The following is a 21906-nucleotide window of genomic DNA, read 5'->3' as shown; positions in this document are numbered from 1 at the left end:
CCAACCGCGCTCCAATACCTACTGCGCGCCATCAGCATTCGGCGCGGGCGTTACCTGCATCCGCGCAAACACGCGAAGCGCATGGCTCGCATCTTTTGCATTCACCGGCAACACCGGATCATAAGCGGCCGCAATCAACCCGGCCACATCCGGGCGCAAAATCACGGTCCCCTCGCCCTCATCAGACGGCATCACCGCCAGCGGGCTTTTGTCCGAAAACGCCCCCTGCCCCCACAACAACACAGCCTGCACCGCTTGGGTCAACGCCAATGTATCCGCCGGCAACGCACACATTTCATCCGTCATGCAAATAAAGCTGAAACAGGCCTGAATGCCGCCCGCCTCATCAAAACGAAACGCGCGGTATTGGCTGGCATCTGCCGCTTTCAACCGGCCCACCAGCGGCTCCAAATCCGGGATCATTTCGCCAAGTTTCGGCACATCCAAGAGCTCATCCCACGCGCGGAAAAAGAAGAACATCAGGTTCGCACCCAGCTCAGGATCCGTCTCGGCCATCTTATGCCCGGCCAATGTAACCACCGCCTCAACCGCGCCCTTCACCACCTCAAGCGTGGCGTCATTCACGCCAAACACAATCGGCACAATCGGCCGCCCCCAACGCGCAAAAGCATAGCTGCCGTCATCGCGGGTGAAATACCCCTCCACCTCCTCCGGTGTCATCACAGGTGCCCCATCCGCCATTGCGCTTTTCCTCTTTCCAAAAATATCCCCGCCGGAGGCATAAAATTTCACACCCCGCCCCGCAATGCAATTCCCCACCGGATCGCCGCATTTTGCCCATTTTTCTCACCATATACATACTGAACGCGCCCGTTGACACACCGCAGGGCCCCAAAACCGCCAGTGTGGTACAGCACCAGCAGCATTCCTACGCGCATGTCCCCAGCTATGCTCGCGGTGGCCACGATTGGGATACAACCGGCAAGGCCCTTGTGCTTGATCTGGGGGAGGATCGTTACATTTTCGCATTGATCCCCCACTCCCTCGCCGTACACAGTTTCGATGGCACATGCCAGCTAGTGAGGGATTTGCCTTTCATGGCATGAACGTGGAAATCACCTGGAACCCCATGACCGAAAGTACAATGAAGAAGATGCTGGGTGGTTGGATAATGGCACCTTATCGAGCGTCATCTGAAGCTCCCTCACATCCGCGCAACCAGACCTTTTAAGTCGCGTCAATTGGCGGAAAGGTATTGAAAAAGGACTATTTTCCAAAGATCCGTTTCGCTCTACCATAGCAATGGCCCCTACAGCCCGGAGTATGACGCGGGGATTGAGCTTTCTGATGAAACTCATTCCGAAATTGGGTCCGCGAAGGTTCGCAAGCGCAATCAAGACGTGACCGAAAGCAACAGCGTCGACACCCTCTCCTATGACATCACCGGCGACAGCGCCCCCGAAGGCCTCGCCAGACAATCGCGCACTCCGGTTCAAGCCCGAACTCTCTCGCACCCGCTCCGGCTAAACCACCCAGACTTATGCCCGCTTTTTCTTGTCATAAATATCCCCGCCGGAGGCAAGACAGTCAAAGCGCAGGTTTACTTGCCAAACAGCTCACTCTGCCCTTTTTCAACCGGTTTCGGCGCCTCAAGCCCCAGATGCCGCCACGCCTTCCCAGCCAACATCCGCCCACGCGGGGTGCGTTGGATCAGGCCTTGTTGCAACAAAAACGGCTCAATCACCTCTTCCAGCGCATCACGACTTTCCGACAAAGCGGCCGCGAGGGTTTCAATCCCAACAGGCCCGCCGCCGTAATGTTCCGCCATCAGACCAAGATAGCGCCGGTCCGCACCGTCCAGCCCCAGGTGATCCACCCCAAGTCGGGTCAGCGCATTATCCGCAATTGGCTGCGTGATGGTCCCATCCCCTTCAACCACGGCAAAATCCACAACCCGTCTAAGCAAACGGCCGGCGATGCGCGGCGTCCCCCGCGCGCGTTTGGCAATCTCACGCGCGCCGTCGGCGTCGGCGGGTGCGCCCAGTTTGATCGCATTGCGCGTCACAATCTCATGCAGCTCATCCACGGTGTAAAACTGCAACCGCGTCGGAATGCCAAAGCGATCGCGCAGCGGTGTGGTCAACAGACCCAATCGCGTGGTGGCCCCCACCAATGTAAAGGGCTGCAATTCGATCCGAACCGTGCGCGCGGCAGGGCCTTCGCCGATCACCAGATCCAGCTCAAAATCCTCAAGTGCCGGGTATAACACCTCTTCGACCACCGGGTTCAGACGGTGAATCTCATCAATGAACAAAACATCATTGGCCTCAAGATTGGTCAGGATCGCCGCCAAATCCCCCGCTTTGGCCAGCACCGGCCCGGACGTCATGCGGAAATTCACGCCCAGTTCCCGCGCCATGATCTGCGCCAGCGTGGTTTTACCCAAGCCGGGAGGGCCGTGAAACAGCACATGATCCATCGCTTCATTGCGACGTCGCGCGCTTTCAATAAAAACCCGCAGGTTCGCGCGGGCTTCGGCCTGACCGATGAAATCAGTCAACCGTTCCGGGCGCAGCGCACGGTCTTGCTCCATCGGTTTGTCTTCAGGCCGCGGGTCAGGGCGCAATGTGGGATCAGGTTCGGTCATAAATCTGTCCTAACCGATCAGCTTTTCGGCGCAAGAAGTTTCAGCGCGGACCGGATCAGCGTGGCCGTGTCCGCCCCCGGCTCCTCACTCAACGCGGTGGCCACAGCGGATGCCGCATCGCCGGGACCATAGCCCAGATTGCCCAGCGCAGACAGCGCCTCGCTTTGGGCAGCGGCATTATCAGCGGGGGTTTTCGCGGGGGCCGTGGGTTCAATCACCATATCGGCGTCCGCCTCGCTTGGGCTTGCACCAACCTGAGATGCGCCTTGCGCAGATCCCTGCCCAGCCATCGCCATCACCGACGCGGCCTTGTCTTTTAATTCCAACACAATGCGCTGTGCCGTTTTCGGCCCAACCCCTTTGGCCGCCTTCACCGCGTTCCAATCGCCCAGCGCAATCGCCCGGCTGACCCCATCAGGCCCCAAAGCCCCCAAGACCGCCATCGACGCCTTTGCGCCAATGCCCTGCACAGAGGTAAGCAACCGGTGCCATTCTTTTTCCACCAAAGACGTAAAACCAAACAGCTGAAGATTGTCCTCACGCACCAACAGCTCGGTATAAAGCGCCACCGCCTCACCGGGGCCGGGCAGCGCCTGCAGGGTGCGATCCGAGACATAAACCAAATAGCCCACCCCGCGCACATCAATCAGGACGTGATCATCCGCGCGGTAATCCAACCGCCCTGCAATTTTACCAATCATGCGCTTGCCTTTCTGACATCTGCTTGCCTGAGAGCCTGTTCCAACCGGCCAGAGCTTTGCGCGAAAAATGCGTGGCAAATGCCGATCGCCAAAGCATCCGCCGCATCCGCACCCGCCAGCTTCACACCGGGCAACTGCATCTTGACCATATGTTCCACTTGCTTCTTATCCGCATGCCCCACGCCCACCACGGCCTTTTTCACCGCATTGGGGGCGTATTCGCCGATTTCAACGCCAAACTTTGCCGGCACCAACATCGCAATGCCCCGCGCCTGACCCAGTTTCAGCGTCCCCACGCCATCTTTGTTCACAAAGGTATGTTCGACGGCGGCGGTGTCGGGCTGATACGCCGCAAACACGTCAGACAATTGTTCAAACAGCGACAAAAGCCGCGGCCCCAAATCTGTGCCGGTCGAATGACAGATCCCGTTGGCCACATGGGACATCCGCGTCCCATTGGTGTCGATCACCCCCCAGCCAAGATTTCTCAGCCCCGGGTCAATTCCGATGACGCGCATCTGCCGTCCCTGTTTGTTTGTTCTGCTCTGCCCCTGAATTAGCACGAAACGAGAACACGCACCAGTTCTTTTGACGAAACACCCGATTGGCACAAAAACGACACCCTTGGGGAGGATCATGGCTTTACAGCCCTACGCGGTGGCCTCACATCTTTGGATGGCGCGACATCATCCGAGCAACGCGAACAAAAAGGCCGCCAGTATGACCACAACAACACGGGCTACAACACAGGCCACAACACAGGCTACAACACAGGCCAAAAAACAGGCCACCGACCTTTTGGTCATTGGCGGCGGCACCGCCGGGTTTGGCGCGGCCCTTACCGGCGCGCGCCTTGGGCTTTCGGTGACCTTGCTTGAGGCAAGTGCGAAAATCGGCGGGGTCATGGCCGCCTGCCCCGGCATGCCTTGGGGCGCGGCCTACCCCTGTGACAGGATGATCGGCGGCGTTATGGGCGAACTGGCGGACCGGCTTTTTGCCATGACGCCGCCCGCAGCGGAAAAACGCGCCTGCACGCTGGAAAACTTTGGCGCCGAAATTCAGTACGACCACGACATTGCCACCACCACCATGTTTGAAATGCTGGAAGAGGCCGGTGTTGATCTGCGTCTGGGCGCGGTGGCCACCCAACCCAAGATGCAAGGCCAAAGAATTGCCACCGTCGCGTACTTCGACCGACACGGCGCCCATATCATCCGCCCCAAAATGGTGATTGATTGCTCGGGTGACGGGGACATTTCCGCCAAAGCGGGCGTCCCATATGAGCTGGGCGACACAGGCGGCAATATGATGGGCGTCACGTTGACCTTTATGATGGTCGGCGCAGATGTCGAAAAGGTCTTTGCCGACCCCGATCCCTATTTCACCCGCCAAGCGGCCATTGGCATTGCCGAAGGGCGCCTGCACCCGGATCTTGCCAAGCTTTACCTCATGCGCGGCTTTCATCCCGATACGGTCTTTTGCAACTCTGTTGTGATCCGGGGCGTCGATGGCACCTCCCCCGCGGATGTGACCCGCGCCACCCAAGAAGGGCGACGCAGGTGTTTGCAGATGGCGGCGTTTTTGCGCAGCGACATCCCCGGATTTGAGAACGCGCGGATGATGAACCTTGGCCCAACCGTTGGCGTGCGCGAAACCCGCAAGCTTGAAGGCATCTACCGCGTGAGCGGCGCCGATCTGGCCGCACACCGCAAGTTTCCCGACGGGATTGTCGCCTGTGACAATCCGATTGATGACGTGATGCGCACAGATGCCAGCATGACCCATGACGCGATTGTGTCCGACGGCGGGTATTACACCATTCCGTTCCGCGCGCTGGTGCCCCGCGAGGTGAGCAATCTGATGTTTGCAGGGCGGATTATCTCGGCCGATCCAACCGCCTTTGCCTCGGTGCGGGGGATGCCGCAATGCATCGCGATGGGTCAGGCCACAGCCACGGCGGCGGCATTGGCGTTGCGCGCGGATGTAATGGTGCAAGAGGTGCCCCATTGCGACCTGATCACCGCCCTTCAGGCCCAAGGCGTGAAAGGTTTGGGGCAAGAGCCGCTTGTGTCTTAAGGAAAAACGATCAAAACAGCCGGATCAAAGCGTGTTCCCCACGCAACACCCCATTTTTTGCAAAAATAATTTTACGCGTTTGCGACGATTTTGCGCCAAAAAATGACCGTTTTCGGCACCGCAAATTCCGAAAACGACCCCTTGCACAAATTGCATATGAGCCATGCGATTTGGGCGCTTGCCACATGGGATTTCCCCCCCTAGATGCCCCTGAGCAATAACGCTCCACATCGTTTTCATAAGTAAAGGACCTGAAAATGGCTGCTCTCGAAAACACATTCATGCCGGTTTATGGCCGCACCTTCGGTAGCGACCTTTCGACCTTTACACAGCGCCTTGTTGCGGCTGTGATTTCCTGGAACGACAATCGTGCGTCGCGCAAAGCATTGTCGCAACTGTCCGATCGTCAGCTGGAAGACATCGGCCTGAGCCGGTTTGAGATCTAAGCTTCGGCACCAAGACCACCACTCATGAAAAAGCCCGCGCCGATGCGCGGGCTTTTTTGGTTTTGTCAGGTTGAGCCTGATGAAAGGTGCGCCCGCCATCGCCAACGCACCCATTTCAAGCTTGCTTATTTCAGCGACAGCGCCAAAAAGCGCGGCTCGCCGCCACGGCGCACCAGCAACAGCATGGATTTTCGACCACCCTCACGGGCCTCGTCGATCATCTTTTCAAACCCTGCGATATCCTCAACAGCCAGTTGCCCAGCCTCGGTGATCACATCGCCTTGGCGCATGCCTTTTTCAAAGGCTTCGCTGTCTTCTTCGACCGCCAGAACCGCAAGGCCCTTGTCGCCGGGGTTCAGGCCCAGCTCGCCGCGGATCGCATCATCCAACGCCCCCAAGGTCATGCCCAACACAGATTTCTGCATCGGCGCAGCGTTTTCCATCGGCTTGTCTTCGCCGTTAGAAGCAACCGCCTCTTCGCGGCGCCCCAAGGTCACCTTCAGCGTTTGGGTTTGACCGTCACGCATGACAACAACACGCACCGCTTTGCCCACAGGCGCATTGCCGACAACTTTCACCAACTCGCGCGTGTTGGCCACATCCGAGCCATCAAACGACATGATCACGTCACCGGCCTGAATACCCGCGTCTTTCGATGGGCCTTCGGGCACGTCATTGACCAGCACACCCTCTGTCGAGCTAAGGTTCAGCCCTTCAAGCATGTCCTCGGTGATATCCTGAATGCGCACACCCAACCAACCGCGACGGGTTTCGCCGAATTCCTTCAGCTGGCCCACCACCTTGTTGACCACATTGGACGACATGGAAAAGCCGATCCCAATGGATCCGCCATTCGGGCTGAGGATCGCCGTGTTCACGCCAATCACGCCACCTTCCATATTGAAAAGCGGCCCGCCCGAGTTGCCCCGGTTGATCGCAGCATCCGTCTGGATGTAATCGTCATAGACACCGCCAAGACCCCGGTTGCGCGCGGAAATAATCCCGGCAGAAACCGAAAAGCCCTGCCCCAGCGGGTTGCCCACCGCCATCACCCAATCGCCAACCCGCATCACATCACTGTCGCCGAATTGAACAAAGTCCAGCGGTTCGTCGCTTTCAACTTTCAAAAGCGCGATGTCGGTGTTGGGGTCGGTGCCGATCACCTTGGCGGGCAATTCTTTCTCGCCGCCAAAAAATTCGATCATAATCTCATCCGCGCCTTCGATGACGTGGTTGTTGGTCACGATGAAGCCATCTTCGGAAATCACAAAGCCCGACCCAAGCGCCTGACTGCGGCGCGGTTTGTCGCCGTGGTTGCCTTGCTGATCGCGGTCCAGAAAATCGCGGAAAAACTCTTCAAACGGGCTGCCTTCCGGCACCATGGGTTGTGGCCCACCGGCGCGTGCCTCGATGATGGTTGTTGTTGTGATGTTTACAACTGCGGGGCTGACCTGTTCAGCCAGATCCGCAAAACTATCGGGCGCGCCACGCGCCTCTACCTTCAGCCCGGTTGTTAATAATACAGCCGCGCCCATTAACATGGCGATGAACAAAGTCATGCCTCGTTGCTTGGCCTGACGATCAGTGGGCTGTTGCATAATTGCCTGCGCTCTCACTTTTTGTCTCCTCTCAGTAAAATACCGCCGGGCATATTCGCCCTTTGGCAACAGTTTCTAGATAGGCAACCAAATGTGCAACGCAAACTTGTGCAAGAAACCTCACCGGGTTGTGATAGGAAACACAGCCCATGATGGGCGAAAACTGGCCGATGCGGCGGGCAAACCTTACCGCACCTCCGCCCAACCAGCCTCGGAAAACTCCAATATCTTCAACGATTGTTAGGGTTACCGCGCTATTCACATCCCAATATCTCTGTTGATCAGGCAGCAAACCATGATTGTTGAGCGATATATTTTTTATGGCTTCGCCAAGATGCGCCCCGGCGCCACATTCTTGTTGTTCATTGGTTTCTTTTTCTTCTTCGCACAATCGGCGCGCACCGAAGAACGTTGCGGGGTGCCAGACGAAGTTGACCAACTGATTGATACAATGAGCCAAATCGCCGCCAGCGAAGGCCCATTGTCAAAAAACACCATGGCCACCCTGAACTTTCAACTCAACCGGGCCGAGCGCCTGATGGCACAGGATCCCACAAGCGATTTGGGGCTGGGCGGTTGGAAATCGTCCTTCGACTGGGTGTTTCTGCGCGGCAAAGAAACCCTGTCAGCCAAGCAGATGGCGGAACCCTATAGCACGCACAATCGGATTGGCACGCTGGTTGTCGGGCTGAGGTTTTTATGCGAGGCGCGGGTCTCGCAAAGCAAGACCCTCGCCCAAGACAGCGACACCTCTGCTGCGGCGGAAGAGACAAACACCAAAGGCCAGACAGAACACAGATCCTTTTTTGACGGCTCCGCCCGAAATCTGGCCACCATCGTCACGCTCGTTCTGGCGGCGATCGTTATGTTTTCAGGCGGCATGATGCTGTATAAATGGCTCTATGCGCTGTTGAACAACCGGCGCAGCTGTCACATCAATGGGTCGCTTGAAATCGGACTTGATGTGATTGATGGGGCAATTGTCATTCTCGGGGCAAAAGGCGCACGGTTTCGCCCGGTGAATGACGGCGCTTATGCGCGCATTGAAGCGCTTGTAGATGTCAGCGAACCCATGGTGTTTCCACCAGTTCTCCAGATTTGCGATCAACGATTTGCCGTCGATATTAAAGCGGTATTCGAGGGGCATATCTGTTGCTTTTTCTGCGAACCAATTGATGTAAAACGCCAAAATGAGCTGTTGGAGAACTCGACGGTCAGGCCGCGATTTGCCCGAAAGGATACCCCGGACTGTAACGTGGGATTGTCCGATTAGCGGCAATATAAGCGGCATGCCACTGGGCTAAATTTGTGACAGCCACACCAAGGCAGCACCAAATGCCAGCGCCGCGAGACCGATGGTCCGGCGCTGATCCCGGCTCAGCTCCGCCATTGCCTTGACCAGATCATCCAAACGCGAAGGGGCCAGTGCGAACACCAGCCCCTCGATCACGAGCACAAGGCCCAAGCCTAGTAAAACAAGGCTCATGGGCGTCCTTTGTCCGATTTCAGATAGTCAAAGAACTCGCTATCTGGGGACAGAACAAGGGAGGTATTTCCACCAAGCAAAGACTTTTCATAGGCTTCCAGCGACCGCAGGAAGGAAAAGAACTCTGGGTCACGCCCCAAGGCATCGGCCAAAATCGCGTTACGACGCGCATCGGCTTCACCCCGGATAATATTGGCGTTTTTGCTGGCTTCAGATGTGGTTTCCACCACGGTCCGATCGGCAAAGGCGCGAAGACGCTGGGCGGCCTCGTTCCCGCGGGCAATCTCGTCCGCGGCCAAACGCTGACGTTCGGCGCGCATCCGTTCAAAGGTGGCTTCCAGGTTTTGCTGTGGCAGATCGGCGCTTTTGATGCGCACATCCACAATCTCAATGCCCAGACCTTGGGATTGAATGCGGGCTTGGTCGCGGATCTGGTTCATCAGCCCCACACGATCAGCAGACAGGACAACGCCGCTATCCACTTTCCCAAGCACCCCACGCAGTTCCGCGTTCAGGATACGCTCAAGACGCGGTGCGGCACCGGCAATGGAGCTGACCCCAACCGAACGACGGAACTGTTTGGCATCAGAAATCCGCCAGCGCGCAAACGCGTCAACGCGCAAGCGGCGACCGTCTTTTGGCGTCACTTCCAGAACCCGTGTGTCCAGCGGCAAGATCCGGTCGTCGTATTTCACGATCTCATGCAACAGCGGCACTTTGAAATAAAGGCCAGGATCAGACACTTCTTCTGTGACCTCACCAAACCAAAGCTTCAGCGCGGTTTCACGCTCATCGACAATATACACGGATTGCATCGCCACAACGACGACAGCGACCAGTGCAGCAATGGTCATTTGCGACTTATTCATCACTGTGACCCTCCGCTTTGTTTGGTCAATTCATTCAGCGGAAGATAGGGCACAACGCCGCCTTCGCCACCAATAGAATCGTCCATAATCACCTTATCAACCGAGCCCATGACCTTTTCGATCGTCTCAAGATACAGGCGTTTTCGGGTGATCTCTTCGGCTTTCGCATACTCGTCATAGACCGAAATAAAGCGCGCAGCTTCCCCTTCGGCATCATTCACGACGCGGGCACGATACCCTTCGGCTTCTTCCAGCAATTGCGCCGCCTCACCGCGGGCCGCAGCAACCACTTTGTTGGCATACGCATCCGCTTGTTTTTGCAACGTATCGCGGGTTTGTTCCGCCGCTTGCACTTCGCGGAAGCTGTCGATCACCTCAACGGGTGGATCCGCTTTGTCAAAGTTGACACGCACGATGTTCACACCGGCCTGATAGCCATCCAAAGTCGCCTGGATAAGCCCGGACAATTCTTGCTGAATGTCCTCACGACCAGACGTCAGGATTGGCGTCAGTTTGGACCGCGCAATAATCTCACGCATCGCCGATTCCGACACCGCTTTGATCGTGTCTTCGGGGGCGGCAAGGTTATAGACGAACTCTTCAATGTTCGAAATGTTCCACACCACCTGGAAATCAATGTCCACGATGTTTTCATCACCGGTCAGCATCAGACCAGAGGTGCCTTCGCCGATGTTGATGATGTTTTCGCGGGTCACCGGGTAAATCTCTTTGGTCACAATCGGCCAAGGGGCAAAGTTCAGACCCTCTTGCCCAACGCCGTAACGCGCACCAAACAGCTGCTCCACTGATTGCTCAGAGGTATCAACGCGGTAAAAGCTGGAAAACACCCAAACCCCAGCCGCCGCAAGCGCGCCCAAAAGCAATACGCCACGCCCCATGCCGCCGCCACCAGAACGCTGCCCGCCATTTGGCCTGCGCCCGTCAGAGCGCCCGCCCATCAAAACACGCAGTTGTTCCTGGCCTTTTTTCATCAACTCTTCGATTTCCGGGATCGGGGGCTGTTCACCCGGTCGGTTCGGGGGACGATTGCCGCCCCCTTTGTTCCCCTTGTCGCCGCCTGAACCGCCGGAGTTTCCGCCGCCGCCCCAAGGGCCGCCATTATCGCTGGCCATGTGGTTCTTATCCTTGTTTGATATAAGGTTCGGCACAATAACTGGCCTCTCATGCGGTGTTTTTCAAGTCAAAGCCTCGCTCTGACGTGGTTTTTCCTAGGAAATCTGCCTTTAAGCCGATCCACGACCCCGAAAACTAGAAAACTAGAAAACTAGAAAACTAGAAAACTAGAAAACTAGAAAACTAGAAAACTAGAAAACTAGAAAACTAGAAAACTAGAAAACTAGTATTCCCGTATCCCGCACGGTCAAGCCATCCCCACTACAAAAAACGCGCACCCTTTCAGATGCGCGTCAAAATCTCACTACAAATAACAATCAGTCCTTACGAACAGGCGTCTTCATCAACACAATCTCTTCCGACATGGTCGGATGCACCGCCACCGTGCGGTCAAAATCGGCTTTGGTCGCGCCCATTTTCACAGCAACCGCCGCCAGTTGGATCATCTCACCCGCACCGGGGCCAACAATGTGAACCCCCAGCACTTTTTGCGTCGCTTGGCTGACAATCAACTTAAACAACACCCGCTCGTCCGAGCCAATGAAACTTGACTGCATCGGACGGAATGCGGCCGCATAAACGTCGATTTTCTCAGCGTCACGCGCATCCTCTTCACTCATGCCCACGGTGCCATATTCCGGCTGGGTGAACACGGCGGACGCCACATTTTCATGGTCGGGCGAGGTTGGATTGCCGTTAAACACCGTTTCCACAAAGGCCATCGCCTCGCGGATCGCAACAGGCGTCAGGGTGATCCGGTTGGTCACATCCCCCACCGCGTAAATCGACGGAACCGAGGTTTGCGAATAGGCATCCACCTGAACCGCACCACCGCGACCCAGCGTAACACCCGCCTCTTCCAGCCCCAACCCATCGGTGTTGGGCACGCGACCGGTGGCAAACATCACCTGATCAAACATCTCTTCGCGACCATCCGTGCCTTTGACCCAAATGCCATCCTCACGCCGCTCCATACGCTCGACCTCAAGACCCACATGCAGATCCACGCCGCTGGCCGAAATATGCTCCGCCAAAAATCCGCGCACCTCGCCATCAAAGCCACGCAAAATTTGCGCCCCGCGATACCACTGTGCGACATGGCTGCCTAGGCCATTGAAGATACAGGCAAACTCGGTCGCGATATAACCGCCACCAACAATCAAGATGCGCTTTGGGAATGTCTCAAGATTAAAAATCTCGTTTGACGTAATGCCAAACTCATGCGCGCCCGGCGCGTCCGGCAGGAACGGACGCCCACCTGTGGCCACCAGAATATGCTTGGCCGTAAAGCTCTCACCCGTGGACAGGGCCACCGTGTGCGCATCTTTCACCACAGCCCGCGCATTGAAAATATCAGCACCAGAGTTGCCCAGATTGCGTTGGTAAATCGCCTCAAGCCGATCAAGCTCCGCATGCAGCATCGGTTGGAACTGACCCCAGTCAAATTCGCCCGCCGCATTGCCGCGCCAACCGTATTTCGCCGCGTCCTCAGCGGCCGGCCCGTAATGCGACGCAAACACCATCAGCTTTTTCGGCACGCAACCGCGGATCACACAAGTGCCCCCCATGCGGAATTCTTCCGCCAACGCAACTTTCGCCCCGCCCTCTGCCGCCACCCGGCCCGCGCGCACGCCGCCCGATCCGCCGCCAATGACAAAGAGGTCATAATCAAACTTGCTTGCAGTCCCGCTCATGGCGCATCCCTTCCAAATCTTGTTGATCGCAACCTAGGGCCAAGCCCGCCCGCTTTCCAGTGCAACAAGATTGAAATCTGCAAAACACCCCGCACCCTGCAGTCACAAATTAGCGAGAGATGTTTCGCCCCCCTTATCCCCGCGCGCCTTTTCCTCTTTCCATAAATATCCCCGCCGGAGGCAAAAAACAAAAAACCGCACGACATTCCGCACGGTTTCCGGTCTTTAAACTGTTTACAGTTTCGCGTTTTCACCCTGCCAAAACTTTAAAGTTTGGCCTTTCAAATCTTTAAAGAGTTTACAGTTTCGGATTTCAAAACTTACAAGTCTTTAAAGATATTATCCGTGTCCACAAACTCAATCCGGTCCTCTTCATGGGTGCCTTCGTTGATGTCCGTGACCTCAACCCGACCGTCCCCATGGCCGACAACAACGATATCGCAGATGTCGATGAACAGCCCGTTTTCCACCACACCGGGGATCTGGTTCAGCACCATCGACAGCTTGCGCGCATCACCAATCCGTTTGAGATGCAGGTCCAAAATCAGGTTGCCCTCGTCCGAGGTGAACGGCCTGTCTCCATTCATCCGAAGCGTGGTGGTTTGGCCCAAAACATCCATCGACGTCAGCATTTCCTCGACCAAGGCTTTGGAGGTTTGCCAGCCAAATGGGATCACTTCAAGCGGCAGCGGAAAAGCCCCCAATTGATCCACAGATTTTGACGGGTCGGCAATCACAATCATCCGGTCAGACGCGGTTGCGACAATCTTTTCAAGAAGATGCGCGCCCCCGCCGCCTTTGATCAGACAAAGATCTGCGTCAAATTCATCGGTGCCATCAATCGTCAGATCAAGCCACTTCGCATCATTCAACGACACCACATTGATACCCACCTGACGGGCGAGATCGGCGGTCCGCGCGCTGGTCGGAACCCCCGTGATGGTCAGCCCCTCCTCGCGCACACGCTCCCCCAAACAGCGCACCATCCAGGCGGCGGTGGATCCTGTGCCAAGCCCCACACGCATGCCATCCTCGACGTAATCCACCGCCCGTTTGGCGGCAACAAACTTGGCGGTATCGATGGGTGAAAGTTCCCCGGACATGGCAGCGATTCCCTTAAAGCTATACTCAGCCGCTTATAGAAAAGAAGTGGCCGGGTGGCGAGTGTGAAGTGAAAGAGAGGTTTATGACCAAGGGCTTAGGCCATGCCCCTCTCATTTCTTTTCGCAATAATTTTAAGGGGTTACCACGGCAACCCCCACCCGCTGGACATTCGCCCCCCCATACACCAGCATGCACCGGAACAGTCGTCATCAAGGCGCGGCAAGGTACGTTATGAGCAGGTTTTTCTTTTTTGCACTGGGCTGGGGCGCCGTGGGTCTGGGCCTTTTGGGCGTGGTTTTACCCGTATTGCCCACCACACCCTTTTTGCTTGTGGCCGCCTTTGCCTTTGGAAAATCCAGCCCCCGCGCCCGCGCCTGGCTGATTGATCACGCCCATTTCGGCCCCACCATTCGCGATTGGGAAGAACGGGGGGCCATTTCGCGCCGCGCTAAAATCCTTGCCACCACCATGATGGGCGCGGTGCTTGTCTTCTCGATCTGGAAAGGCCTGCCGCTTTGGGTCTTGCTCACGCAGGGAACATTGATCCTTGCCGGGGCCGCATTTGTGCTGACGCGTCCTGACTAAGCATGATTATGTCGCTTTCGAACGGACATCCCCCTGATATTTTTCGCAAGTTAAGGAAAGACTACGCGCGAGGTTCTCATGTTTCTATCTGTCTTTGATATGTTCAAAGTGGGGGTTGGCCCCAGTTCGTCCCACACGATGGGGCCAATGGTGGCCGGCGGTCGCTTTCTGGACCTTCTGCGCGAACAACCCTTTAAAGTCGCGGGCTTACGCGCGTCCTTACATGGATCTCTCGCCTTTACCGGCGTGGGCCATGCCACCGATCGCGCGACGATTTTGGGCCTCGCCGGGTTCTTGCCAGACAGCTATGATCACGCCGTGGCCGAAGCGGCCCTGGCTGAGATTGACGCCACAAAATCCGTCACGCCTGAGGGCTTGGGCACGCTGAAATTTGACCCGAAAACAGACCTCATTTTCGACTATGACACCGACCTTCCCGGCCACGCCAATGGCATGGTGTTGATGGCCACCGACGCGCAGGGCGACGTTGTTGTCCGCGAGACATATTACTCGATCGGTGGCGGTTTTGTCGTCACCGAAACCGAGCAGAACGAAGAACCCAAGCGGGATCGCGAGGACGCCAAAACGCACCCTTATCCCTTTGAAACCGCTGTTGAAATGCTTGATATGGCGGCGAAATCCGGAAAATCCATTGCGGACATGAAACGCGCAAACGAGCTGGAACACCTCGGCCCCGCCAGCATAGATGCCGGCATCACCCGCCTGTGGGAGGTCATGGAAGGCTGTATTGAACGCGGGCTAGAGCGCGACGGGATTTTGCCCGGTGGGCTGCTGGTCAAACGACGTGCCCGCGCGATCCATGAAAGCCTAAAGGCCGAAGCGGGCCTGAACCTGACAGCCCCCCACACCATCAACGATTGGATGGGCGTTTACGCGATGGCCGTGAACGAGGAAAACGCAGCCGGCGGACAGGTTGTGACCGCCCCCACCAATGGCGCGGCGGGCGTCTTGCCTGCTGTCATGATGTATTGGCTCAACCATGTGCCCGGCGCCAGCCGCGAACGCATTGGCGAATTCCTTTTGACCGCTTCGGCAATCGGCGGCATCGTCAAGCACAACGCATCCATTTCCGGCGCCGAAGCGGGCTGTCAGGCCGAGGTTGGATCGGCCAGCGCCATGGCCGCCGCTGGCCTGTGTGCCGTGATGGGCGGCACCCCGATGCAGATTGAAAACGCTGCAGAAATTGCGCTGGAACATCATCTGGGCCTGACCTGTGACCCGGTGCGCGGGCTGGTTCAGGTGCCCTGTATCGAACGCAACGGATTGGGCGCGATCAAAGCCGTGTCGGCGGCGTCATTGGCGCTGCGGGGGGATGGCACACATTTGGTGCCGCTCGACGCTTGCATCAAAACCATGTTTGAGACCGGCCAAGACATGATGGCAAAGTATAAAGAGACGTCTTTGGGCGGGCTTGCGGTGAATGTGCCCAATTGCTGAGGCCCGTTGGCAAAGCGTATTTGACACCCGCTTAATTGACGCGCGCTTAATTGACACTGGGGACGGGCGCACTAGGGTCGCCCAATGACCACCCCAAACGCGCCCCTTGACCGCCCCCTGTTTGGCATCCTGTTGATGCTGGGCTTTTGCATGGTTGTCCCCCTGTCGGACGCCATGGCGAAACTGTTGGGGGGGACGGTGTCGTTGCTGGCGCTTGTCGTCATCCGTTTTGTGTTTCCCTTACTGATCATCACCCCGCTGATCTGGCACCGGCGCGAGGTGCTGCGCCTGCCCCCCGCCCTGTTCGGATGGATGGGTCTGCGGGCTGGGCTTCATTTGCTGGGGATGATCTTGATGTTCACAGCCTTGCGGTTTCTGCCCCTTGCTGACGCGGTCGCCATTGCTTTTGTGGCCCCGTTTCTCATGCTTTTGATGGGGTGGTTCTTTTTGAACGAACAGGTCGGCCCGCACCGGATCGCCGCCGCAACCGTTGGCTTTCTGGGCGTTTTACTGGTGATCCAACCGAATTTCGCCAAGGTCGGCACCGCAGCCCTTTTGCCCCTGGGGGTCGCCGTCGCCTTTTCCGCCTATGCGTTGGTCACGCGACGGGTCGCCAAGGACGTTGATCCAATGGGCGCGCAGGTCATCAATGGGGCGATTGGCTGTGCGGTTTTGGTGCCGCTGTGGTTTGTGTTCGAAGGTCCCTCGACCCTCGCCTTTCCGCCGCATATCATCTGGTTTGTCGTTGTCTTTGGGATGACCGGCACGGTGACCAAACTGTTGATGACCTGGAGCCTGCGGTTTGCCCCATCCGCCACACTGGCCCCGATGCAATATCTGGAAATCCCCTTTGCCACCTTGATGGGCTGGCTGTTCTTTCGCGAGTTGCCCAATGGGTTGGCAGGCGTGGGGATTGCGATCACGGTGACCGCCGGGCTTTACGTGATCGCGCGCGAACACCGGCAGGCGCGGAAGGATCAGGCACGCAAAAATCAGGCGCAACAGGTGACTTAAGCTGTCAGCGCCAAGACCACCTCGGGCAAATACACGCGCGGCAGGATCACCAACATGCCGGGGCGATCACAGAAAAGCTCGATCCGCCCGCCCGTCGCCTCATTCGAGGTACCGATTTGCGCCCAAGGCGCCATGTCCAAATCTTCAACCGGCCACAACACCCCACGGCAATTGGCAACCAACCTTGCCATGGGAAACAGCGAAAACCGGGTGGCTTTGGGCAGGCTGATGTCAAAACGTGCGGGGACGTGGAAACAAAGGTCTTCTTCACCCACCAAGATACAGGTCCGATTGGGCATGCGCACCAGCGCATTATAACAGGCCAGCTCGTGATCCAGCCGCCCGCCCATGAACCCAACGCCCAGCACCAAGGGGGCGGAAATGACATCCAACGCCTTGTCAAAATCCGTGCGCATCTGATCCGGGGTTTCAATGATCCGGTCCTGTCCAAGGGTTTTGCGCGCGCGGTCACTGACGCTGTCCAGATCGCCAATGACGGCCAAAGGGGTGTGCCCAAGCGCCAAAGCCGTGTCCGCGGCCCCATCTGCGGCGACCAAATTTGGGGCAATTCTCAAGCATTCAGAAAGAATCGTATGGTTAACTACCCCCCCACCGAGGAGGGTTGCGTTGCCTAATTCTTGCAAAATCTGCGGTTTCATGCCGTTATTGTATCCCATATGGAAACTAAACATATTCCTGCCACGAAAAAATACCGTGTTTTTCCCGGTTTTGTTGAATTTCCCGATCTATGGCATGGTAAACAGTCTCTTGCTGGATCGGGGGAGAAAGCGAGTTATTTATGGTGAGTAATAGCAAAATTCTCACTGTATCTTACGGCACATTTTCGTGCACGTTGGAGGGTTTTGACGAACCTTTCAATACGATGACGTCAATTGCGGAATATTTCCGCGATTTGGCCGCAGACGATCGCTACTTTGGTGCGGAACCTCCCACGCCGGATGCCGATATGCTGCACCGTATCGCAGAACGTGAGATACAGAAACGGGTAGAAGCCCGTGTGGAAGACGATGGCGTTGTTTTGCGCCAGGCTGATTCTGAGCCGTCGACGCAGACCGCAGTGGGCGCAACCCTTGTTGCTGCCGACCATCTGCTCGCCTCGGAACATGACCTTCCAGATGCTGAAGAAATGCCGACAGCCCAAGAACTCTCTCAGGATGCTGTGGCACAGGATATCGCCGCAGAAGCCCCAGTGGCCGAAGGCATGCAGATTGTCGACCGTATCGCTGATGCCGGTGACGATCTGTCCCCTGCTGTGCCCCTTGCCGGGGACACGCCGGACGCCCCTCATGCGCCAGAACGCGACAGCATCGCCGATAAGCTACAGCGCATCCGTGCTGTGGTTGACGAAAAGCGTGCCGAAGGCGAAGCGGCGTTTGTGGCTGCGGACCAATATACCGAAGATCAAAATGCGGCTGAGCTTTTTGACGACGGTGATGATCTGGAACCAATCGACACAGATGCCGCACCTGAAGACGCGGCTCTTGAAATCGAAACGGCATCCACTGAAGCATCACAAGAGGACGCTTCATCGAAGGAGCACAGCGCCGTTGACACGTTAGAAGACGTTGACGCGTTTGAAGACGATGCGGCGACTGATCTGAACGCCGGCGACACCCATGCGGACGCCCCGCAAGAAGACACCACCAAAGCCGCCGAAAACGCCGCTCCTGAAGCGCCCACTTTGGGGGTTCCCCCCAGCAAAAGCACAGATGCGCGGTTTGTTTACAGTGAAGCGCCAGTGGTGGATGACACCGCGAAGGACGCTGCCACCTCAACCTCGGATGAGGTGGAACAAGGTGCAGAAGATCTGGTACAAGTGGCGTCGGAGACCGATGAAGACACCCCAGAAAACACCCCTGAAAACGCCGACGTAGAAGATCTGGAAAATGGCGAAGGTGCCGACACAATTTCGGGTATTTTGTCCCGTTTGCAGTCAACCGATGCACCTGCAGAACCTGTAGACCAGGATCTGCCTGCTGAGGATGTGGATCATGCAGATGCCCCCACCTCGGTTGAGACTGCGTCCGATGATCTGAACGCGGAAACCAGCGCATTGGCCTCTTTGGTCAACAGCACATTGGGCGACGAGCAACCCTCTGAAACTTCGGTAGAAAACGCAGAAAACATCTTTACGGATGAGGCTGAAAAAACTGCACCTGAAGCCCCTCAGAACGTCGCTGAACCAGAGACCGAAGAGGCCTCTACGCCCCCGCGCAAACCCCGCGTGATCCGCGTGCGCCACATCAAAGGTGCCCAGCCAGAGACCGCACCCGCGCCACAAGCCGCACCTGCGTCGCAAGACAATGAAAACTCGATGCTGACCCCTGAGGACGAAGCAGAGTTGATGGCCGAGCTTGCCGCGGCCGAAGAACAGGCGCGTATTGAGACCGATGATGCAGCACCCGAAGCTGAAACCGCACAAGTGGATGAGACATCCGAAGCGGTTTCTGAAATCGACGAGCTGGCGTCCGAACTTGCCAAAATCGAAGACACCACAGACGCGCCGCGCCTGACCGCCTTTGATGACAGCGGCGTTGGCAAAAGTGATGCTGCGTTGGACCGGATCCTTGCGGAAACCAACACGCAGATGGAAAGCACCGAAGTCACGCGCCGTCGGACCTCTATTGCACATCTTAAGGCGGCCGTTATGGCCACCCGTGCGGATGAGGAAACGAAAAACGATTTGGCCGAGGGCAAAGATACGGACAGTGTAGATCCTTATCGCAATGACCTGGCCCGAGTGGTGCGCCCACGCCGTCCTGGCAAACCCGACACCCAAGCGCGGCGCATGCCTCCGTTGGTTCTGGTATCTGAGCAACGCATTGACGATGCATCGAAAATTGCAGAGCCAGCGACACAAACCGCCGAGGCCGTTCGACCCCGCCGCGTGGTGCGCAGCGCACAAATCGCTCAGGAAATGGATGACACATCTCAAGACAAAGCGGCGCCTGGCGATCCGGTTTTTGCGGGCTATGTTGAAGAAACGGGCGCCAAAGAGATGGGCGAATTGCTGGAAGCAGCGGCCTGTCACACCGTTTTGATCAAGGGCAATGAAACCTTCACCCGCCCGCAAGTGATGAGCATCGTGCGCAAATATCAGGGATTTGACGTATTTTCACGCGAAGAAGGGTTGCGTGCCTTTGGCAAGCTCCTGCGCGAAGGTCGGATCAAGCGTCTGAAGCGGGGTCAGTTTGAATTGACCGATACCACCCGTTTCCGTCCGGATGATACATCGGGCGATCGTCCTGATGATCGTCGGATGGCCTAAACGGCTCTGAATACGAAAAGGCCCCCAAGTTGGGGGCCTTTTTTACGTCTCGTGTTTTTCTTTACGTCTAGTGTTTTTTATCATCTTTCAGCGCGTATTTTCCCGCTGGGTCATGGGGGTAATTGGCAGGATCCTCATCCGGATCCGCCTGCCCCACACCGGTGAAGACCTTCTTCAAAGGCATCATCCAAAGAAACCCGAGAAAGACATAGATCAACAGCTCCAGCCAAAACGGTGGCCGGTCAAACAACGAAACCGTGAAAACCGCCAGGATGATATAGACCGGCAACCCCACCACCAAGATGAGCAGCGACAGGCGCTTGCGGGCTTTATAGGACAGGGCCATCAGGCAGCACTCCGGGTTAGAAACAAGTTGGACGCCCCCCATTTTTTGGGGCGCGTCCCGTCATGTCACAGGCTGAGGATCAATCCGCAAAGGGGTCCGTCACGAGGATGGTGTCTTCGCGTTCGGGGCTGGTCGACAACAGGGCAACCGGGCAATCGATCAGCTCTTCGACGCGTTTCACGTATTTGATCGCGTTGGCCGGAAGGTCGTTCCAGCTGCGTGCGCCTTCGGTCGTTTCTGCCCAACCGGGCATCTCTTCATAGACCGGTTTGCAACGCGCCTGTTGATCCGCCGCAGTGGGCAAATAATCGAGCGTTTTGCCGTCCAATTCATAGCCCACACAGATTTTCAGCGTCTCAAACCCGTCCAGAACATCCAGTTTGGTCAGGGAAATGCCGGTCACACCCGAGGTGGCGCAGGTCTGGCGCACAAGCGCTGCGTCAAACCAACCACAACGGCGTTGCCGCCCGGTGGTGGTGCCAAATTCATGGCCGCGTGTGCCAAGGCGTTCGCCATCCACATCTGGGGTGCCGTCCGCGTTCAAAAGCTCGGTCGGGAACGGACCTTCGCCGACACGGGTTGTATAGGCTTTGACGATGCCCAACACATAATCGATCGCACCTGGGCCAACGCCCACGCCTGTGGCGGCTTGGCCAGCGATCACGTTTGACGAGGTCACAAAGGGATAGGTGCCGAAATCAATATCCAAAAGCGCGCCTTGTGCCCCTTCAAACAGGATCCGTTTGCCCGCTTTGCGTTTTTCGCTCATCACTTTCCAGACGGGTGCGGCAAAACGGAGAATCTTTGGTGCCACCTCCAAGAGCAATTCAACCAGTGCGTCGCGGTCAATCGCCTCAATGCCCAGACCTTTGCGTAAAGGATCGTGGTGCTGCAGCGCGCGATCAACACGCGCTTCCAACGTTGCAGGATCCGCCAAATCCGCCACGCGGATGGCGCGACGACCGACTTTATCTTCATAACACGGGCCGATACCGCGCCCGGTTGTGCCGATTTTCGTGCCCTTGCTGGCGGCCTCTTCGCGGGCGCGATCAAGCTCTCCGTGGAACGGAAGGATCAGCGGTGCATTTTCCGCAATCATCAAGGTTTCTGGCGAAATATCAACGCCTTGGGCGGTAATTGTTTCGATTTCTCTGAGCAAGCTCCAAGGATCCAAAACCACCCCATTGCCGATCACCGACAGCTTGCCACCGCGCACCACACCTGACGGCAGCGCATGCAATTTATAAACCGCGCCGTCGATCACAAGAGTGTGGCCCGCATTGTGCCCCCCTTGGAAGCGCGCGATCACATCGGCACGTTCGCTGAGCCAATCAACGATCTTACCTTTTCCTTCGTCACCCCATTGGGCGCCTACAACGACGACATTTGCCATGGTCTGTTCCTATCTCAAAGAAAACCCGGCCCGTCATAGCGGGCCTTGGCGCACGGGGAAACACCTAATTCGCCGCAGGTGCAAAATGAGGGGATTTTTCTGAAT

General features: G+C 57.0%; 21 protein-coding genes. 7 read left to right on the top strand and 14 right to left on the bottom strand.

Annotated features, from left to right (window positions below):
• Positions 1-18: 18 nt before the first annotated feature.
• The 4 genes from KKW20_RS06805 to ruvC form a co-directional block, all read right to left on the bottom strand.
• Positions 19-702 (bottom strand): hypothetical protein, encoded by a 684-nt coding sequence (locus KKW20_RS06805; RefSeq protein WP_214567123.1) that lies wholly within the window; start codon positions 700-702, stop codon positions 19-21.
• Positions 703-1561: 859 nt separating this feature from the next.
• Positions 1562-2608 carry a Holliday junction branch migration DNA helicase RuvB gene (gene ruvB / locus KKW20_RS06800; RefSeq protein WP_214567122.1) on the bottom strand — a complete coding sequence of 349 codons (1047 nt, stop codon included), beginning with the start codon at positions 2606-2608 and terminating at the stop codon, positions 1562-1564.
• 17 nt (positions 2609-2625) lie between these two features.
• The gene (ruvA, locus tag KKW20_RS06795) at positions 2626-3309 is read right to left on the bottom strand and encodes a Holliday junction branch migration protein RuvA (RefSeq protein WP_214567121.1); all 684 of its coding nucleotides are present in this window, start codon (positions 3307-3309) and stop codon (positions 2626-2628) included.
• Positions 3306-3827: a crossover junction endodeoxyribonuclease RuvC gene (gene ruvC / locus KKW20_RS06790; protein ID WP_214567120.1), complete on the bottom strand. Its 522-nt coding sequence runs from the start codon at positions 3825-3827 to the stop codon at positions 3306-3308. The genes ruvA and ruvC overlap by 4 nt, the downstream gene beginning before the upstream one ends.
• Before the next feature lie 202 nt (positions 3828-4029).
• Here ruvC and KKW20_RS06785 point away from each other — a divergent pair, with 202 nt between their 5' ends.
• Both KKW20_RS06785 and KKW20_RS06780 read left to right on the top strand, forming a co-directional pair.
• Positions 4030-5385, top strand: coding sequence for an FAD-dependent oxidoreductase (locus tag KKW20_RS06785; RefSeq protein WP_214567119.1), 1356 nt, complete (start codon positions 4030-4032; stop codon positions 5383-5385).
• A 257-nt stretch (positions 5386-5642) separates the two neighbouring features.
• A complete protein-coding gene (locus KKW20_RS06780; protein ID WP_214567118.1) occupies positions 5643-5831 on the top strand; it encodes a DUF1127 domain-containing protein in 189 nt (62 codons plus the stop codon).
• Positions 5832-5956: 125 nt separating this feature from the next.
• Here KKW20_RS06780 and KKW20_RS06775 read toward each other — a convergent pair whose 3' ends face one another.
• Together KKW20_RS06775 and KKW20_RS06770 are read right to left on the bottom strand one after the other, a co-directional pair.
• Positions 5957-7429 carry a Do family serine endopeptidase gene (locus KKW20_RS06775; RefSeq protein ID WP_214567117.1) on the bottom strand — a complete coding sequence of 491 codons (1473 nt, stop codon included), beginning with the start codon at positions 7427-7429 and terminating at the stop codon, positions 5957-5959.
• Positions 7430-7460: 31 nt separating this feature from the next.
• Positions 7461-7889, bottom strand: a complete 429-nt coding sequence (locus tag KKW20_RS06770; RefSeq protein ID WP_214567116.1) for a hypothetical protein — start codon at positions 7887-7889, stop codon at positions 7461-7463.
• Between KKW20_RS06770 and KKW20_RS06765 the strand changes: the two genes are divergently transcribed.
• Positions 7881-8702 carry a hypothetical protein gene (locus KKW20_RS06765; RefSeq protein WP_214567115.1) on the top strand — a complete coding sequence of 274 codons (822 nt, stop codon included), beginning with the start codon at positions 7881-7883 and terminating at the stop codon, positions 8700-8702. The genes KKW20_RS06770 and KKW20_RS06765 overlap by 9 nt on opposite strands.
• A 27-nt stretch (positions 8703-8729) precedes the next feature.
• Here the strand turns inward: KKW20_RS06765 and KKW20_RS06760 are convergent, their stop codons facing one another.
• The 5 genes from KKW20_RS06760 to rpiA all read right to left on the bottom strand — a co-directional run bounded on the left by KKW20_RS06760 (position 8730) and on the right by rpiA (position 13715).
• Positions 8730-8915 carry a DUF2065 family protein gene (locus KKW20_RS06760; RefSeq protein ID WP_214567114.1) on the bottom strand — a complete coding sequence of 62 codons (186 nt, stop codon included), beginning with the start codon at positions 8913-8915 and terminating at the stop codon, positions 8730-8732.
• A complete protein-coding gene (gene hflC, locus KKW20_RS06755) occupies positions 8912-9784 on the bottom strand; it encodes a protease modulator HflC (RefSeq protein ID WP_214567113.1) in 873 nt (290 codons plus the stop codon). The genes KKW20_RS06760 and hflC overlap by 4 nt, the downstream gene beginning before the upstream one ends.
• Positions 9784-10917, bottom strand: coding sequence for an FtsH protease activity modulator HflK (hflK, locus tag KKW20_RS06750; protein WP_214567112.1), 1134 nt, complete (start codon positions 10915-10917; stop codon positions 9784-9786). The genes hflC and hflK overlap by 1 nt, the downstream gene beginning before the upstream one ends.
• Before the next feature lie 318 nt (positions 10918-11235).
• The gene (gor, locus tag KKW20_RS06745) at positions 11236-12612 is read right to left on the bottom strand and encodes a glutathione-disulfide reductase (protein ID WP_214567111.1); all 1377 of its coding nucleotides are present in this window, start codon (positions 12610-12612) and stop codon (positions 11236-11238) included.
• 320 nt (positions 12613-12932) lie between these two features.
• Positions 12933-13715, bottom strand: coding sequence for a ribose-5-phosphate isomerase RpiA (gene rpiA / locus KKW20_RS06740; protein WP_214567110.1), 783 nt, complete (start codon positions 13713-13715; stop codon positions 12933-12935).
• A gap of 232 nt (positions 13716-13947) precedes the next feature.
• Between rpiA and KKW20_RS06735 the strand changes: the two genes are divergently transcribed.
• The 3 genes from KKW20_RS06735 (at position 13948) to KKW20_RS06725 (ending at position 16773) form a co-directional block, all read left to right on the top strand.
• Complete coding sequence (locus tag KKW20_RS06735; protein WP_214567109.1) at positions 13948-14301, top strand: YbaN family protein; 354 nt, start codon at positions 13948-13950, stop codon at positions 14299-14301.
• Between the two features lie 78 nt (positions 14302-14379).
• Positions 14380-15759, top strand: coding sequence for an L-serine ammonia-lyase (locus tag KKW20_RS06730; RefSeq protein WP_214567108.1), 1380 nt, complete (start codon positions 14380-14382; stop codon positions 15757-15759).
• Positions 15760-15843: 84 nt separating this feature from the next.
• Positions 15844-16773, top strand: coding sequence for a DMT family transporter (locus tag KKW20_RS06725; RefSeq protein WP_214567107.1), 930 nt, complete (start codon positions 15844-15846; stop codon positions 16771-16773).
• Here KKW20_RS06725 and KKW20_RS06720 read toward each other — a convergent pair.
• Complete coding sequence (locus KKW20_RS06720) at positions 16770-17432, bottom strand: thiamine diphosphokinase (RefSeq protein ID WP_214567106.1); 663 nt, start codon at positions 17430-17432, stop codon at positions 16770-16772. The two genes, KKW20_RS06725 and KKW20_RS06720, sit on opposite strands and share 4 nt — an antisense overlap.
• Before the next feature lie 224 nt (positions 17433-17656).
• On the opposite strand from KKW20_RS06720, the gene KKW20_RS06715 reads away from it, so the two are divergent.
• Positions 17657-20062, top strand: coding sequence for a hypothetical protein (locus KKW20_RS06715; RefSeq protein ID WP_214567105.1), 2406 nt, complete (start codon positions 17657-17659; stop codon positions 20060-20062).
• A gap of 67 nt (positions 20063-20129) precedes the next feature.
• Here the strand turns inward: KKW20_RS06715 and KKW20_RS06710 are convergent, their stop codons facing one another.
• Together KKW20_RS06710 and KKW20_RS06705 are read right to left on the bottom strand one after the other, a co-directional pair.
• On the bottom strand, positions 20130-20408 hold the full coding sequence (locus KKW20_RS06710) for a DUF2842 domain-containing protein (RefSeq protein WP_214567104.1): 279 nt from the start codon (positions 20406-20408) through the stop codon (positions 20130-20132).
• 79 nt (positions 20409-20487) lie between these two features.
• On the bottom strand, positions 20488-21801 hold the full coding sequence (locus tag KKW20_RS06705) for an adenylosuccinate synthase (protein WP_214567103.1): 1314 nt from the start codon (positions 21799-21801) through the stop codon (positions 20488-20490).
• Between the last annotated feature and the right edge of the window lie 105 nt (positions 21802-21906).

It is taken from the genome of Aliiroseovarius lamellibrachiae (assembly GCF_018599245.1).
In the GTDB taxonomy this organism is placed as follows: Bacteria; Pseudomonadota; Alphaproteobacteria; order Rhodobacterales; family Rhodobacteraceae; genus Aliiroseovarius; species Aliiroseovarius lamellibrachiae.
The sequence above is the reverse complement of the archived record's forward strand: the minus strand, read 5'-3'. Positions and strand labels throughout refer to the sequence as shown.